This is a genomic window from Pseudomonas sp. SLFW (assembly GCF_009905615.1).
Lineage (GTDB): Bacteria > Pseudomonadota > Gammaproteobacteria > Pseudomonadales > Pseudomonadaceae > Aquipseudomonas > Aquipseudomonas bambusae.
Window position 1 is genome coordinate 520087 of the sequence record NZ_JAAAKW010000001.1, and the last position, 14325, is coordinate 534411.

The 14325-nt window shown below is 62.1% G+C and carries 11 protein-coding genes; 3 read left to right on the top strand and 8 right to left on the bottom strand.

The genetic code is table 11. The annotated features are described in order from the left end of the window. Positions 1–136 precede the first annotated feature (136 nt). The 8 genes from GVN17_RS02170 to GVN17_RS02205 all read right to left on the bottom strand — a co-directional run bounded on the left by GVN17_RS02170 (position 137) and on the right by GVN17_RS02205 (position 10037). Positions 137–1144 (bottom strand): PleD family two-component system response regulator, encoded by a 1008-nt coding sequence (locus GVN17_RS02170; RefSeq protein WP_166593580.1) that lies wholly within the window; start codon positions 1142–1144, stop codon positions 137–139. 45 nt (positions 1145–1189) lie between these two features. Beyond that, the gene (locus tag GVN17_RS02175) at positions 1190–2200 is read right to left on the bottom strand and encodes a chemotaxis response regulator protein-glutamate methylesterase (RefSeq protein WP_166593581.1); all 1011 of its coding nucleotides are present in this window, start codon (positions 2198–2200) and stop codon (positions 1190–1192) included. Continuing rightward, positions 2197–4578 carry a hybrid sensor histidine kinase/response regulator gene (locus GVN17_RS02180; RefSeq protein ID WP_166593582.1) on the bottom strand — a complete coding sequence of 794 codons (2382 nt, stop codon included), beginning with the start codon at positions 4576–4578 and terminating at the stop codon, positions 2197–2199. Before GVN17_RS02180 ends, GVN17_RS02175 begins: the two co-directional genes overlap by 4 nt. Next, the gene (locus tag GVN17_RS02185; RefSeq protein ID WP_166593583.1) at positions 4575–5258 is read right to left on the bottom strand and encodes a chemotaxis protein CheW; all 684 of its coding nucleotides are present in this window, start codon (positions 5256–5258) and stop codon (positions 4575–4577) included. Before GVN17_RS02185 ends, GVN17_RS02180 begins: the two co-directional genes overlap by 4 nt. After that, a complete protein-coding gene (locus GVN17_RS02190; protein ID WP_166593584.1) occupies positions 5255–6553 on the bottom strand; it encodes a protein-glutamate O-methyltransferase CheR in 1299 nt (432 codons plus the stop codon). The genes GVN17_RS02185 and GVN17_RS02190 overlap by 4 nt, the downstream gene beginning before the upstream one ends. Further along, the gene (locus GVN17_RS02195; RefSeq protein ID WP_166593585.1) at positions 6550–7086 is read right to left on the bottom strand and encodes a chemotaxis protein CheW; all 537 of its coding nucleotides are present in this window, start codon (positions 7084–7086) and stop codon (positions 6550–6552) included. Before GVN17_RS02195 ends, GVN17_RS02190 begins: the two co-directional genes overlap by 4 nt. Before the next feature lie 9 nt (positions 7087–7095). Then, positions 7096–8718 carry a methyl-accepting chemotaxis protein gene (locus GVN17_RS02200; RefSeq protein WP_166593586.1) on the bottom strand — a complete coding sequence of 541 codons (1623 nt, stop codon included), beginning with the start codon at positions 8716–8718 and terminating at the stop codon, positions 7096–7098. A gap of 584 nt (positions 8719–9302) precedes the next feature. After that, positions 9303–10037 (bottom strand): tellurite resistance TerB family protein, encoded by a 735-nt coding sequence (locus GVN17_RS02205; RefSeq protein WP_166593587.1) that lies wholly within the window; start codon positions 10035–10037, stop codon positions 9303–9305. A 175-nt stretch (positions 10038–10212) separates the two neighbouring features. Between GVN17_RS02205 and GVN17_RS02210 the strand changes: the two genes are divergently transcribed. From GVN17_RS02210 to ydcS, 3 genes are all read left to right on the top strand, one after another. Continuing rightward, entirely contained in the window at positions 10213–11127 is a 915-nt protein-coding gene (locus tag GVN17_RS02210) for a LysR family transcriptional regulator (protein ID WP_166593588.1), read from the top strand. Between the two features lie 252 nt (positions 11128–11379). Continuing rightward, positions 11380–12840: a gamma-aminobutyraldehyde dehydrogenase gene (locus GVN17_RS02215; protein ID WP_166593589.1), complete on the top strand. Its 1461-nt coding sequence runs from the start codon at positions 11380–11382 to the stop codon at positions 12838–12840. Between the two features lie 198 nt (positions 12841–13038). After that, positions 13039–14190: a putative ABC transporter substrate-binding protein YdcS gene (ydcS, locus tag GVN17_RS02220; RefSeq protein WP_166593590.1), complete on the top strand. Its 1152-nt coding sequence runs from the start codon at positions 13039–13041 to the stop codon at positions 14188–14190. The last annotated feature ends 135 nt before the right edge of the window (positions 14191–14325 follow it).

The window sequence follows — 14325 nt, forward strand, 5'->3', positions numbered from 1 at the left end:
GCAGGGGTGGTTAGCGTCTACGGATGATCAAGCCAAATGCAAAACCTGTGGGAGCGAATTTATTCGCGAGAGGGCATTTCAGCCTCGACGGATAGAGGGACATTAACGCCCTTCGCGAATGAATTCGCTCCCACAGTTACGAGCCGACTACGACCTGATTGCGCCCATTGTGCTTCGCGGCATACAGGCCCTGATCCGCGCTCTGGATCAACTGGCGGCTGTGGCTGCCGACCGGAGGCACGAGGGTCGCCAGACCAATGCTCACGGTCAGGCTCGAGCCTTCCTTGGGCGCGATGTGCGGGATGTTCATGCTGGCGACGCTCTGGCGAAGTTTCTCGGCCAGCAAACGTGCGCCGCCCGGCGAGGTGTTCGGCAGGACCAGCGCGAACTCTTCGCCGCCGTAACGTGCAGGCAGGTCGGAAGGACGGCTGCAGCTGGAACGGATGGCCTTGGCCACCTGGCGCAGCGCTTCGTCGCCTTCGAGGTGGCCGAAGTTGTCGTTATAGGCTTTGAAATAGTCGACATCAATCATCATCAGCGACAGCTGGGTCTGCTCGCGCGTCGCCCGGCGCCACTCCAGTTCGAGGTATTCGTCGAAGTGCCGACGGTTCGACAGCCCGGTCAGGCCATCGGAGTTCATCAGGCGTTGCAGCACCAGGTTGGTGTCCAGCAGCTGCTGCTGACTGACTCGCAAAGCACGGTAGGCTTCGTCGCGTTGCAGCAGAGTCATGTAGGAGCGGGAGTGGTAGCGGATGCGTGCCACCAGCTCGATGTTGTCCGGCAGTTTGACCAGATAATCGTTGGCCCCCGCCGCGAACGCCGCGCTCTTGATGAGCGGGTCTTCCTTGGTCGAGAGCACGATGATCGGGATGTCCCGGGTCATCGGGTTGTTGCGGTACTCGCGCACCAGCGTCAGACCGTCAAGCCCTGGCATCACCAGGTCCTGCAGAATCACCGTCGGCTTGATTTCGATCGCTTGAGCGATGGCCTGATGAGGGTCGGCGCAGAAGTGGAAATCGATGTTTTCCTCATTCGCCAGCCCACGCCGGACTGCCTCGCCGATCATTGCCTGATCGTCGACCAGCAACACCATGGCAGCGTTTTCATCCGTGGTGTTTACTTCGTCCAGCTGCAAGTCATGCATTCAGGGTCTCCTGGTCACAGGCGGGCTGTGAAATCACCTGGAAAATCATTGTATAAATGCCTCTTTCAAGCGAGGCGCGATCGTGTCTAGCGGGCGGATCTCCATGGCGGCGTCGATGGCGGCTGCCGCTTTGGGCATGCCATACACCGCGCAGCTTTGCTGGTCCTGGGCGATGGTGAGGAAGCCCCGCTGACGCATCAGCTTGAGTCCTTGGGCACCGTCTCGGCCCATACCTGTCAACAGAACGCCCACTGCGTCACCGTTCCAATAGCTGGCCACACTTTCGAAAAACACGTCGATAGAGGGCCTATATATCTCATTCACCGGCTCGGCGGTATAGGCCAGCGTGCCGTTCTTCAACAAGCGGATATGGTGATTGGTGCCCGCCAGCAACACGGCCCCGCACTCCGGCGGTTCCCCGTCGCGCGCCAGCCGCACCTCCAGCCCTGACGAGCTGCTCAACCATTGCGCCATGCCGGCCGCGAACACCTGGTCCACATGCTGAACCAGCACGATGGCTGCCGGGAACGCCTTCGGCAGTCCTTTGAGCAGCACTTCCAGCGCTGCCGGGCCGCCTGCGGACGAACCGATGGCGACCAGCCCCTTTCTTTGTGCCGCCACGCCCAACGGCGCTGGCGTCGGACGGACGCGGCTGTCACGTTGACCGACCAGCCACCCGATGTTGAGGATCTTGCGCAGCAAGGGTGCCGCTGCCTCTTTCGGGTCGCCCGCGCCGATGGCGGGCGTGTCGACCACGTCCAGGGCACCATGGCCCATTGCCTCGAACACACGGTGGACGTTCTGTTCCCGGTCCACAGTCACAATCACGATGGCACACGGCGTGGCGGCCATGATACGCCGGGTCGCCTCGACGCCGTCCATGACCGGCATGATGAGGTCCATCAGGATCAGATCCGGCGTCAGTTCGGCGCATCGCTGCACCGCGTCAGCGCCGTTGCTCGCCACCCACACCACCTGATGCGCAGGCTCGAACGCCAGCGCACGGCGCAGTGCTTCGACCGCCATGGGCATGTCGTTGACGATGGCGATTTTCATCCTTGCGCATCTCCTATCAGCTCGACCACCGCGTCGAGCAATGCATCATCATGGAAACTGGCCTTGGCCAGATAATAGTCGGCCCCGGCATCCAGCCCCCGACGACGATCCTCTTCGCGATCCTTGTACGACACCACCATCACGGGCAACGACTGCAAACGACTGTCGCGGCGCAACAGCGTCACCAGTTCGATACCGTCCATGCGCGGCATGTCGATGTCGGTAATCAGCAAATCGAAGTCTTCGGCACGCAGGGCGTTCCAGCCGTCCATCCCGTCCACGGCCACCGCGACTTCATAACCGCGGCTCAACAGCAATTTGCGCTCCAGCTCGCGCACGGTCAATGAGTCGTCCACCACCAGCACACGCTTGCGCACTTGAACGTCGACCTGACGATTGCGCCGATCAATACGCTCCAGTCGCCCGGTGTTAAGCAATTTTTCCACCGAGCGCAGCATGTCTTCGACGTCGATGATCAGCACGGCCGAGCCATCGTCCAGCAGCGCGCCAGCGGAAATGTCCTGGACCTTGCCCAGACGCGGGTCCAGCGGCAGCACCACCAGCGTGCGTTCGCCGATGAAACGCTCGACCGCCACGCCATACACGGCGTCACGTTCACGAATCACCACGACCTTGAGCGCGTCGGCGTTATTCTGGCTGGCAGGACGATTGAGCAATTGGCTGGCAGCAACGAGGCCGACGTGGCGCTCTTCGTGCCAGAAGTGCTGGCGGCCTTCCAGTTGCACGATTTCGTCCACTTGCACGTCGCGCATCCGCTCGATGTGCGCCAGCGGGAAGGCATAGGCTTCGCCGCCCACTTCCACCACCAGACTGCGCACGACGGACAGCGTGAGCGGCACTTCGATGTGGAAACGGCTGCCCTGCCCCGCCTGTTGATGCAGTTCGACCCCGCCGCGCAGTTGCCGGACCATGTGCTGCACCGCATCCAGCCCCACGCCGCGCCCGGAGACTTCGGTGACTTTGTCGCGCATGCTGAAACCCGGCAGGAACAGGAAGCTCAACAGTTCTTCCTCGCTCAGCTGCATCGCGGTTTCTTCGGGCGACAGTTTGCGGTCGATGATGCTGCGACGCAGACGCTCAAGGTCCACGCCACCGCCATCGTCGATCAGTTCGACGACCAGCAAACCGGCCTGGTGGGACGCCTTGAGTTGAATCAGTCCCTCCGCCGGTTTGCCAAGGGCCAAGCGCTGTTCGGGAAACTCGATGCCGTGGTCTACGGCGTTGCGCAACAGGTGCGTCAGCGGTGCTTCGAGCTTTTCCAGCACGTCGCGGTCGACCTGGGTTTTATCGCCGTCGATTTCCAGCCGCACCTGTTTGCCCAGCGAACGGCCAAGGTCACGCACCATGCGCGCCTGCCCGGCCAGCACGTCGGCGAACGGACGCATGCGGCAGGCCAGCGCGGTGTCGTACAGCAGCTGCGCACGCTGACTGGCTTGCCAGCCGAATTCGTCGAGGTCGGAGGTCTGTTGGATCAGCAGGTGCTGCGCCTCGCTCAACAGACGCCGCGCTTCTTCCAGCGCCTTTTGCGCATCCGGATCGACGTTGGCGTCGAGCAAGGCTTCGAGATTGTCCAACGCGCGACTGGCGCCGCTTTGCGAGCGTTTGACCCGTTGCATCGCAGTCAGATAAGGCTTCAGGCGTTGGGTCTCGACCAGCGATTTGCTCGACAGGTCCAGCAGGTTATTCAGGCGCTCGGCCGTCACCCGCAAGACGCGCTCGCCGCCCTCGTTGACCCGACGCTCGACGCGGCGGCCGATTTTCGGCTGGGCCTCTTCTTCGGCTTCGGGCACAGGGGCCGGTTGTGCGGGTGTAACGGATTCGGTGACAGCGGGTAATTCAGGTTCAGTGGGTTCAGTCAGCGGCGCATGGGCCGATTGCACCGATCCCACCAGCGACTGCGCGTTGGCCAGCAGCAGATCGTCCATTGATGGCGCAAGGTTCGGCGCAGCGGTGGCAGGACGCGCACCCGGTTTGATCAGGTCGTTCATCAATGCGACGTAGCCGTCCACGTCGCCTTGGGCCACGCTGTTCGGTCCCGGCGTGGCAATGCGCATGAGCATGTCCGTGCCCATCAACAGCGCGTCGATATGCTCGGGCTTGAGGTGCAGCCGCCCCTCCTGGGCTTCGACGAGGCAGTCTTCCATCACGTGAGAAACGCTGACCCCGGCGTTGACGCCGACGATCCGCGCCGCGCCCTTGAGCGAGTGCGCGGCGCGCATGCAGGCTTCCAGTTGATCGGCTTGGGTCGGGTTACGCTCCAGCGCCAGCAGGCCTGCGCTCAAGACTTGGGTCTGGGCTTCGGCTTCCAGTGTGAACAGTTCGAACAACGAGGCGTCGCGCATTTGATCGGGCGTCATGTCAGGCTCCGGTTCACGGCGGACAGCAACTGCTCTTCGTCCAGCAACCGCAAGCTGCGGTCTTTCCACTGCACCACGCCTCGGGTGAAGCGTGCGTTGGTGTTTTGCGCAGGGGCCGATGCGCCGTCCAGCAAACGCGTCTCGATGGCATGAATCCCGTCGACTTCATCGACCGGCACCACCACGGGCCCGCCCTCGGCGGCCACGATCAGCATGCGCGGCATGATGCGCGAGGCATTGGCGGGGGCCGACCCGCTGTCCAATCCCAGCAGCTCGACGAACGACAGGCACGCCACCAGCGCGCCACGCACGTTCGCCACGCCGAGCAAGGCCCGTGAGCGTTGGTGCGGGAGCGAGTGAATCGTCTGCACCGGCGACACTTCGACCAGACAGCGGGTCGGCAAGCCGAGCCATTCTTCGCCCAGGCGGAAGACCACAATGGAGCGGGTTTTTATGTCGCTGGCCAGCTCTTCGCTGTGAATCGACACGCGCTCCTCTTGCGCCAGCGCGTAGCGGTCCAGCAAACGGGTCGCCGCCGCCGAATACACCGAGCAGTTGCGGCAATGGATGTGTTCCACCAGGAGCGGGCACGAGCGATCGCCGTGGATGCCGATCCGATTCCAGCAGTCGTCGATGGCCTGGGCATCGTTGCTGACCAGTTCACTGTGTACGCCGGTCATCGATTACGTCCTTCTTTATTCACACCACGGGCCGCGCGTTCCTGCAGACGGCGGGCACCGGCGCTGTCGCCCTGGGCCGCGAGAATGGCCGCCAACTGGGCGAGCGCCTCGGGATGCTGCGGCTCCAGGTACAACGCCTTGCGATAAAAACCCTGGGCGCCGATCACGTCGCCGCCCACTTCGCTCAGCAGACCGAGCCAATAGAACACCGGGGCCACCGGTTCATACCGTTTGAGGTACTGCTCGCACGCGAGTTTGGCGTCGGCGCTTTTGCCTTCGTTGGCGAGCTTCTTGATGCTGTCGAGCAAGGCTGCGGCCTCCCCCGTCGCAGGCGATGCGGGAGCGGCGCTGCGCGTTGCAGACTGAGAAGTCGGGAGAAATCGCACTCCGCCGGGACTTCGTGCAGGCGCAGGCTTTTTGCTGGCTGGCCGCGGCTCGACCGGCAATGGCGCCGGGGCGGGTGACGCCGCGATCACCGTCAGCGACTCGGCGTCCGCCTCGCCTTGATGCCGGAACGCGAACGACTGCGCAATGCCGATGGAAGTCATGCCCATCCGCCCCAACAGACTGCCCTCGGCAGGGCCGATGAACAGCACGCCGTCGTTGTGGGTCATGCGCTTGAGCACTTCGAACCCACGGCGCTGGGTATCGACGTCGAAATAGATCAGCAGGTTGCGGCAGAACACAAAGTCATAGGCCGACTGCGCCACCAACAGGGTCGGGTCCAGCATGTTCCCGGCCTGAAAGCTGACGCGCTCGCGCACCCGGTCTTCGACGCGATAGCCGTCTTCGACCGGGGTGAAATAACGCTCGCGAAAGCTTAACTGGTCGCCGCGAAACGAGTTCTTGCCGTAGACGCCATGGCGTGCTCGCTGCAAGGAAAGCGGGCTGATGTCCACGGCTTCGATCTTGAACTGTTGCGCCTGCAGCCCGGCATCGAACAACGCCATGACAATCGAATACGGCTCTTCGCCGGTGGAGCACGGCAGGCTGAGAATGCGCAGCGGGCGTGCACCGTTGAGATGCGCCAGACGCGCCGTCGCCAGTTTGCCAAGGGTGGCGAAGGATTCGGGATAACGAAAAAACCAGGTCTCGGGCACGATGACCGCTTCGATCAATGCCTGCTGCTCTTCCGCCGAACGTTGCAGCAACTGCCAGTAGTCAGCGTGGTCGATGGCTTTGACGACCATGCGCCGCTGACGCAACGCGCGTTCGATGATCGCTTCGCCCACCGACGCCACGTCGAGGCCGATGCGGTCCTTGAGAAAGGCGAAGAAACGCGCGTCTTCGGTCATGGAGTGGCCTCAAAGGGTTCGAGGCTCAAGGGTTGCGCCGGGAACAGCAGCGCACGGACCGAGTCGTCCAGCAGGTCCTGCACGCGAATCCATTGCAGCAAGCCCAACGCGTCTTCCCGCACCGGGCCGAGGTACGGAGCCTGGCGGTTGTCCAGACCGTATTCCTTGAACTCGTCAGCGGCGCAACGCAGGGTGTCGGTGGCTTGTTCGAGAATCAGCCCGAGCCATTGCGGGTCACGCTCGGCATCAGGCCGGTAATGCACCAACACCAGCCGCGTGCTGGTGCGCGAGGGCGCCGGTTCGCCGAAGGTCAACGCGCTCATGTCGATGACCGGCACCACCACGCCTCGGTGTGCGAACACACCGGCCACCCAATGCGGCGTCTGCGCGATGGGTTTGAGCATCAGCCGAGGCAGCACTTCGGCGACCTCGGTCGCCTCCAGCGCATAGCGCTCCGGCCCGATGCGAAATAGCAGGAACAGCTTGTTCTTCGGCACCACCCCGGCGCTGCGTTTGGCTGAATGCTCGATCATGGTCGGGTCTCAGACCTTGAAACGCGAAACGCCGCTGCGCAGCCCTACCGCCACCTGGCTTAACTCGTCGATGGCAAAGCTGGCCTGGCGCAGGGATTCCACGGTCTGGCTGCTGGCATCGCCCAGTTGCACCAGCGCCTGATTGATCTGCTCGGCGCCGGTCGCCTGGGCCTGCATGCCCTCGTTGACCATCAACACCCGCGGCGCCAGCGCCTGAACCTGGTGGATGATCTGCGAAAGCTGCTCGCCAACCTGAGTCACTTCGAACATGCCGCGACGCACTTCTTCGGAGAACTTGTCCATGCCCATGACGCCCGCCGACACCGCCGACTGAATCTCGCGGACCATCTGTTCGATGTCGTAGGTGGCCACGGCGGTCTGGTCTGCAAGACGTCGGACTTCAGTGGCAACCACCGCAAAACCACGGCCATATTCGCCCGCTTTTTCGGCCTCGATGGCAGCGTTCAGCGACAGCAGGTTGGTCTGGTCGGCGACCTTGACGATGGTCACGACCACTTGGTTGATGTTGCCGGCCTTCTCATTGAGGATCGCCAGCTTGGAGTTCACCAGATCCGCCGCGCCCATCACCGAATGCATGGTTTCTTCCATGCGCGCCAGGCCTTGCTGGCCGGAACCGGCGAGAATGGACGCCTGATCCGCCGCAGACGTGACTTCGGTCATGGTGCGCACCAGATCCCGAGACGTCGCGGCGATTTCACGGGACGTCGCGCCGATTTCGGTGGTGGTGGCGGCGGTCTCGGTGGCCGTCGCCTGTTGCTGTTTGGAGGTGGCGGCGATTTCGGTGACCGACGTCGTGACCTGCACGGAGGAACGCTGCGCCTGAGACACCAGCGCGGCCAGCTCGGTGACCATGTCGTTGAACCCGGTCTGCACCGAGCCGAACTCGTCATTGCGGTCGAGGGTCAGGCGGCTGCTCAGGTCACCCGTGCGCATGGTTTCGAGAATCCGCACGATACGGTTCATCGGCGCCAAAATCGTGCGCATCAAAAGCAGGCCGCACGCGGCGGCGGCCAGGACTGCAACGATCAGTGAAATGCCCATGCTGATCTTCGCGGTCAGCACGGCAGAAGAAATGTTCGCAGTCGCCTGATCGGCCACGGCCTTGTTGGCCACGATCAGGTCATTGAGTTGCTTGCGGCCTTGCAGCCAGACCGGGTTGACTTGGCCGTAGAACACCGTTCGTGCAGTGGCGTAATCGCCCGCTTGATAGGTTTTGATCACTTCGCTCAACAGTCGGCCATACACCTCACGCTGCTTTTCGAAGGCGTTGAAATTGGCACGATCGGTGTCGTCGTAGATGGTCTTCTTGTAGCTGTCCATCTGGTTTTGCAGACGGGTGTCGAAGTCGATGTACTGATCCTGTTCGGAACGGGTCAGCTCGCGCGCTTTACCCTCGCCGATCAACTCCAGGGTGCGGATGTAGCTCTCGCCCCAGGCACTGCGCACCAGGGTGCTGAAGTAGACGCCCGGCAACGCGTCGTCGCTGACCGCTTCTTCGCTGTGCTGGATCGACAGCAGTCGGGTGTACGACACGACAACCATCAACAGCATGATGGCGATGATTACAGCGAAGCTCGCCAAGATACGTTGGCGCAACGTCCAATTCTTCACAGTCAGCCCTCAAGAGTTCAACACCGACAACGCCGGGTTCAAGAAGCGGACCGACAGACGGCCCAACGCGAGCCGAGTATAGCCCAGTGCCTTACGAATTAACCCGGCTGTTTCCGACATAGATAAAGCGATAACGCGCAGATATATCGGAAATATCTGACAGGTTATCGGCGGGAGGGGGGAATGCTTGATAAGGAGGCACGACCCTTGTGAATGATGTTGAGCACCGGTTTTATCTTGCGCACATCCGCGTGTATGAGTTTTAACTCTGTGCTCGCCCCTTCCTGTAGGAGCGAATTTATTCGCGAATGGCGTTACGGCTGATACATCTCTATCGCCTGAGCACTCTTTCGCGAATAAATTCGCTCCCACAGGGGGCGACGTGCCGGGCTGTTGTGGAAGGCACTCTCCTACAGAAGATCACTGGCGCCGCAAACGGAGTGCCCGACGCAATTCAACTGTGGGAGCGAATTTATTCGCGAAGCGGTTTTCCGGGCGATGCATCTCTATCGTCTGCACCACCGCCTCGCGAATGAATTCGCTCCTACAGGGACGGCGGTGTCGTTCAGGGGGAATTGTGAGGGCTATGGCTGCGCCTGTCGCACTTGGCTCTCCAGCTCGGTCTTGAGCCCCGGCGCCAGTTTCAGTTGTTTCGCCAGCTCATCGAGATAAGCGCGTTCCATGAAGTGCTCTTCGTCGACCATCATCACGCTCGCCAGGTACATCTCGGCGGCGATTTCAGGCGTGTGGGCGGAGCGGGCGACGTCGGCGGGGTCGAGGGGTTTGTTCAGTTCGGCGTGCAGCCAATGCTGCAATTCCTGGTCGCCGGTCAGACGGGTGAATTCGCCTTCGATCAATTGGCGCTCGTGGTCATCGACGTGCCCATCGGCCTTGGCCGCAGCGACCAGCGCGCGCAAGACGGCTTCGCTGTGCTGCTCGACCTGGGCGGGGGGCACACGGTCCACCGTCTGCGGCTGACTCGGTCCCGCGCCCGGCTGGTTCGCCTGCCAGTTGCCATACGCCTTGTAGGCCAGCACACCCAATGCGGCCAGGCCGCCGTAGGTCAGCGCCTTGCCGCCCATCTTGCGGGCGCTTTTATTGCCCAGCAGCAGGCCCATCGCCCCCGCTGCCAACGCCCCGCCTCCAGCCCCCGACAGAAATCCGCCCAGGTTGCCGCCGCCGACTTTGCCCAGTAAATCGTTAAGCCCGCCTTGAGCGCCTTTACCCTGAGAGCCGGGGTTGGCGGCGCTGCCAGCCTTGTTCTGCAACAGGTCCTGACCGGATTTCAACAGTTGATCGAGCAAGCCACGGGTGTTCATAACAGACCTCCTGATTCGGGATAGACGATTCGACTCGCAGGGTATGTCGAAGTCGCCGAAAGCCGTTTTCAGGTGTGCTTCTGGATGTTGCAGGGTTCGAACGCTACTCTGAAGCACATCGAGAAAAACGATACACACGCCTGACATTCCAAAAAACACAAGGGGCCGGTTCCGCATGATGACGCTCCGTCAGATCCGCCATTTCATCGCTGTGGCCGAAACCGGCTCGATTTCCGCCGCGGCTCAGGCGGTGTTCATTTCCCAATCGACCCTGACCCTCGCCATCCAGCAACTGGAGGAAGACATCGGCGTCAGCCTGTTCAGTCGGCACGCCAAGGGCATGACGCTGACCCACCAAGGGCATCAATTCTTGCGCCAGGCGCACTTGATCCTCGCGACGGTGGAAAACGCCAAGCGCAGCTTGCAACAAGGCGCGGATCAGGTGGCCGGGCAACTGGTGGTCGGCGTGACGAGCCTGGTGGCGGGCTATTACCTCGCCGACCTGCTGACCCGCTTTCAGCGCGCTTACCCCAACGTCGACATTCGGGTGATGGAGGATGAACGGCCTTACATCGAGCATCTGCTGGTCAGCGGCGAGATCGACGTGGGGGTGTTGATTCTCTCCAACCTCGAAGACCGCCACGCGCTGCAAACCGAAGTGCTGACCCACTCGCCCCACCGCCTGTGGCTGCCCGCCCAGCACCCGTTGCTGGACCACGACAACATTCATCTGGCCGATGTGGCGTGCGAGCCGCTGATTCAGTTGAACGTCGACGAAATGGGGGTGAACGCCCAGCGCATCTGGTCCCGCGCCGGTTTGCAGCCGAAGGTGACGTTGCGCACCGCCTCGACCGAAGCGGTGCGCAGTCTGGTGGCGGCGGGGCTGGGCGTGTCGATACAGCCGGACATGACCTATCGACCGTGGTCTCTGGAAGGCGACATCATCGAAGCCCGGCCAATCGCTGACCTGACCCAGACGCTGGACATCGGCTTGGCGTGGCGTCGGGGTACGGCGCGGCCTTCGCTGGTCGATCCATTCCTGAGCGTGGCGCGAGAACAGCCGCATCCAGGACGCAGGCCATCGATTTAATCGAACGCTGCTTTCAGAATTTAGAATTTGTCGCCCGCTGGATGTGGCACTAGGCTCAGAAGCTTGGGCAGAAGCTGTTTCTGGATACGACATTCAACGACCTCGGTGTCGCCATGATGATGCTATCGCGAGCAAGCTCACTCCTACAGGGAGAACGGGTACTTGTGTAGGAGTGAGCTTGCTCGCGATAGCCCTATCAGCGACGCCATCCAGTCGTCCTGTATATAAGAATCGACAAGGAAGCTTCGAACGATGGCTGGCGACGTGACCTCACATTTTGTAACCGCGCTGCTGATCGACGGCGAGCAGGTCACGGGGCAGGGTTTTGTCGAGCCGATCCTCAACCCTGCCACCGGTGAAGTGCTGACCCGCATTGCCGAGGCCAGCACCGATCAGGTCGAGACGGCGATTCTGGCCGCCCACCGCGCTTTCAATGAATGGTCGCGCACCACGCCGCAACAGCGCTCGAACATCCTCTTGAGCATCGCCGATGCCATCGAAAAGAACGCCGACCACCTCGCCCGCCTGGAAGCCTTGAACTGCGGCAAGCCGTTGCACCTGGCGCGACAGGATGACCTGACCGCGACTGTCGACGTGTTCCGTTTCTTCGCCGGGGCCGTGCGTTGCCAGACCGGGCAGCTCTCCGGCGAATACACGCCGGGCTACACCAGCATGGTGCGGCGCGATCCGATTGGCGTCGTCGCCTCCATTGCGCCGTGGAATTACCCGATCATGATGGCCGCGTGGAAGATCGCCCCCGCCCTCGCCGCCGGCAACACCCTCGTCTTCAAACCCTCCGAACACACACCGCTCTCGGTCCTCGCGCTGGCGCCGGTGTTCGCCGAGCTGCTGCCCAAGGGCGTGATCAACATTGTCTGCGGGGGCGGCGAAGGGGTCGGCAGCCATTTGGTCAGCCATCCAAAAGTGCGCATGGTCTCGCTGACAGGGGATATCGTCACCGGTCAGAAAATTCTTCAGGCCGCGTCGAAAACCCTGAAACGCACTCATCTCGAACTGGGCGGTAAGGCGCCGGTGATCGTCTGCAACGACGCCGACATTGCCGCCGTGGTTGAGGGCGTGCGCACATATGGGTATTACAACGCCGGTCAGGATTGCACCGCCGCCTGCCGGATCTATGCGCAGGCAGGCATCCACGATCGACTGGTCGCCGAACTCGGTGCGGCCGTCAGCAGCCTGCGTTTTGCGGGCAAGCGCGATGCCGACAATGAACTCGGCCCGCTGATCAGCACCCGCCAGCGCGACCGTGTCGCCAGTTTCGTCGAGCGCGCGTTGAGTCAGCCGCACATCGAACGCATCACCGGCGCGGCCGTGCATTCCGGGCCCGGTTTCTTCTACCAGCCGACCCTGCTCGCGGGCTGCAAACAGAGTGACGAAATCGTCCAGCGCGAAGTGTTCGGCCCGGTGGTGACCGTGACCCGCTTCGACGAACTCTCCCAGGCCGTAGACTGGGCCAACGATTCCGAATACGGCCTGGCCTCGTCGATCTGGACCCAGAATCTGGACAAGGCGATGCAGGTCGCGGCCCGTCTGCAATACGGCTGCACCTGGATCAACAGCCATTTTATGCTGGTCAGCGAAATGCCCCACGGCGGCTTGAAACGCTCGGGGTACGGGAAGGATCTGTCCAGTGACTCGCTTCAGGACTACAGCGTGGTTCGCCACGTCATGGCCAGGAGCAGCTACGAGCTTTGAGCTTCGAGCTGCAAGAAAAAGCGTCAGACCTGCGTAGGTTTTGAGTCAAAACAATAAGTGAAAACGGAGAAGCAACTGCCTATCCGACGGAAAATAGAAGGTGGGCGCGATGACCACTTGCAGCTTGAAGCTTGTGGCTCGTAGCTGGGTTCCCACCACTGATCTCTGCCAAAAAAACCAATAAATGAGGGGAACCGTATGTCAGTGCAAAAGACCATGTTATTGGGAGCCATAGCCGGCGCAATGTTGACGAGCGGCGCCGTGCAGGCGGCTGAAGCGCTCAAGGCTGTCGGCGACGGCGAGGGCCAGTTGGATATCGTGGCGTGGCCGGGTTACATCGAGCGGGGCGAGAGCGATAAGGCCTATGACTGGGTCACCGGTTTCGAGCAGGAAACCGGGTGCAAGGTCAGCGTCAAAACCGCTGCGACGTCCGACGAGATGGTCAGCCTGATGACCAAGGGCGGCTATGACCTGGTGACAGCGTCGGGCGACGCTTCGCTACGTCTGGTGGCGGGCAAGCGGGTGCAGCCGATCAACACTGACCTGATCCCGAACTGGAAAACCCTCGACCCGCGCCTGAAAGACGGCCCGTGGTACACCGTCAACAAGCAGACTTACGGCACGCCTTATCAATGGGGGCCGAACGTGCTGATGTACAACACCAACGTGTTCAAGACCCCGCCAGTGAGCTGGAGCGTGGTGTTCGAGCCGCAAGACCTGCCGGATGGCAAGCCGAACAAAGGCCGCGTTCAGGCCTATGACGGGCCGATCTACATCGCCGACGCCGCGCTGTATTTGAAGACCGCCAAGCCGGACCTGAAGATCGAAGACCCGTACCAACTGACCGAAACCCAATACAAGGCCGTGCTCGATCTGTTGCGCGCCCAACACCCGTTGGTGCACCGCTACTGGCACGACGCGACCGTGCAGATGAGCGACGTGAAAAACGAAGGCGTTGCGGCGTCGAGTTCGTGGGGTTACATGGTCAATGGGTTGGTGGCTGACAAACAGCCGGTCGCCTCGACCATCCCGCAGGAAGGCGCCACCGGTTGGGCCGATACCACCATGTTGCACGCCGAGGCCAAGCACCCGAACTGCGCGTACAAGTGGATGAACTGGTCGCTGCAACCGAAGGTCCAGGGCGACGTCGCGGCCTGGTTCGGTTCGCTGCCGGTCGTGCCTGCGGCGTGCAAGGGCAATGAGCTGCTGGGGGCCGAGGGTTGCGCCACCAACGGCTTCGACCTGTTCGACAAGATCGCCTTCTGGAAAACCCCGCAGTCCGAGGGCGGCAAGTACGTGCCGTACAGCCGCTGGACGCAGGACTACATCGCAATCATGGGTGGGCGCTAGCGCAAACCTCATGTAGGAGCGTGGCTTGTCCCGCGATCGGCTGCGCAGCAGTCGTAAATCGGAATGATCAGATACGTCTGACACACCACTTTGACCGATTTGCTGCCGGTTCCCGGCAGATCGCGGGACAAGCCA

Bases quoted from the DNA above. Each gene is read 5' to 3' on its own strand.
- GVN17_RS02170 (WP_166593580.1), bottom strand. From the start codon at position 1,144: ATGCATGACTTGCAGCTGGACGAAGTAAACACCACGGATGAAAACGCT.
- GVN17_RS02175 (WP_166593581.1), bottom strand. From the start codon at position 2,200: ATGAAAATCGCCATCGTCAACGACATGCCCATGGCGGTCGAAGCACTG.
- GVN17_RS02180 (WP_166593582.1), bottom strand. From the start codon at position 4,578: ATGACGCCCGATCAAATGCGCGACGCCTCGTTGTTCGAACTGTTCACA.
- GVN17_RS02185 (WP_166593583.1), bottom strand. From the start codon at position 5,258: ATGACCGGCGTACACAGTGAACTGGTCAGCAACGATGCCCAGGCCATC.
- GVN17_RS02190 (WP_166593584.1), bottom strand. From the start codon at position 6,553: ATGACCGAAGACGCGCGTTTCTTCGCCTTTCTCAAGGACCGCATCGGC.
- GVN17_RS02195 (WP_166593585.1), bottom strand. From the start codon at position 7,086: ATGATCGAGCATTCAGCCAAACGCAGCGCCGGGGTGGTGCCGAAGAAC.
- GVN17_RS02205 (WP_166593587.1), bottom strand. From the start codon at position 10,037: ATGAACACCCGTGGCTTGCTCGATCAACTGTTGAAATCCGGTCAGGAC.
- GVN17_RS02210 (WP_166593588.1), top strand. From the start codon at position 10,213: ATGATGACGCTCCGTCAGATCCGCCATTTCATCGCTGTGGCCGAAACC.
- GVN17_RS02215 (WP_166593589.1), top strand. From the start codon at position 11,380: ATGGCTGGCGACGTGACCTCACATTTTGTAACCGCGCTGCTGATCGAC.
- ydcS (WP_166593590.1), top strand. From the start codon at position 13,039: ATGTCAGTGCAAAAGACCATGTTATTGGGAGCCATAGCCGGCGCAATG.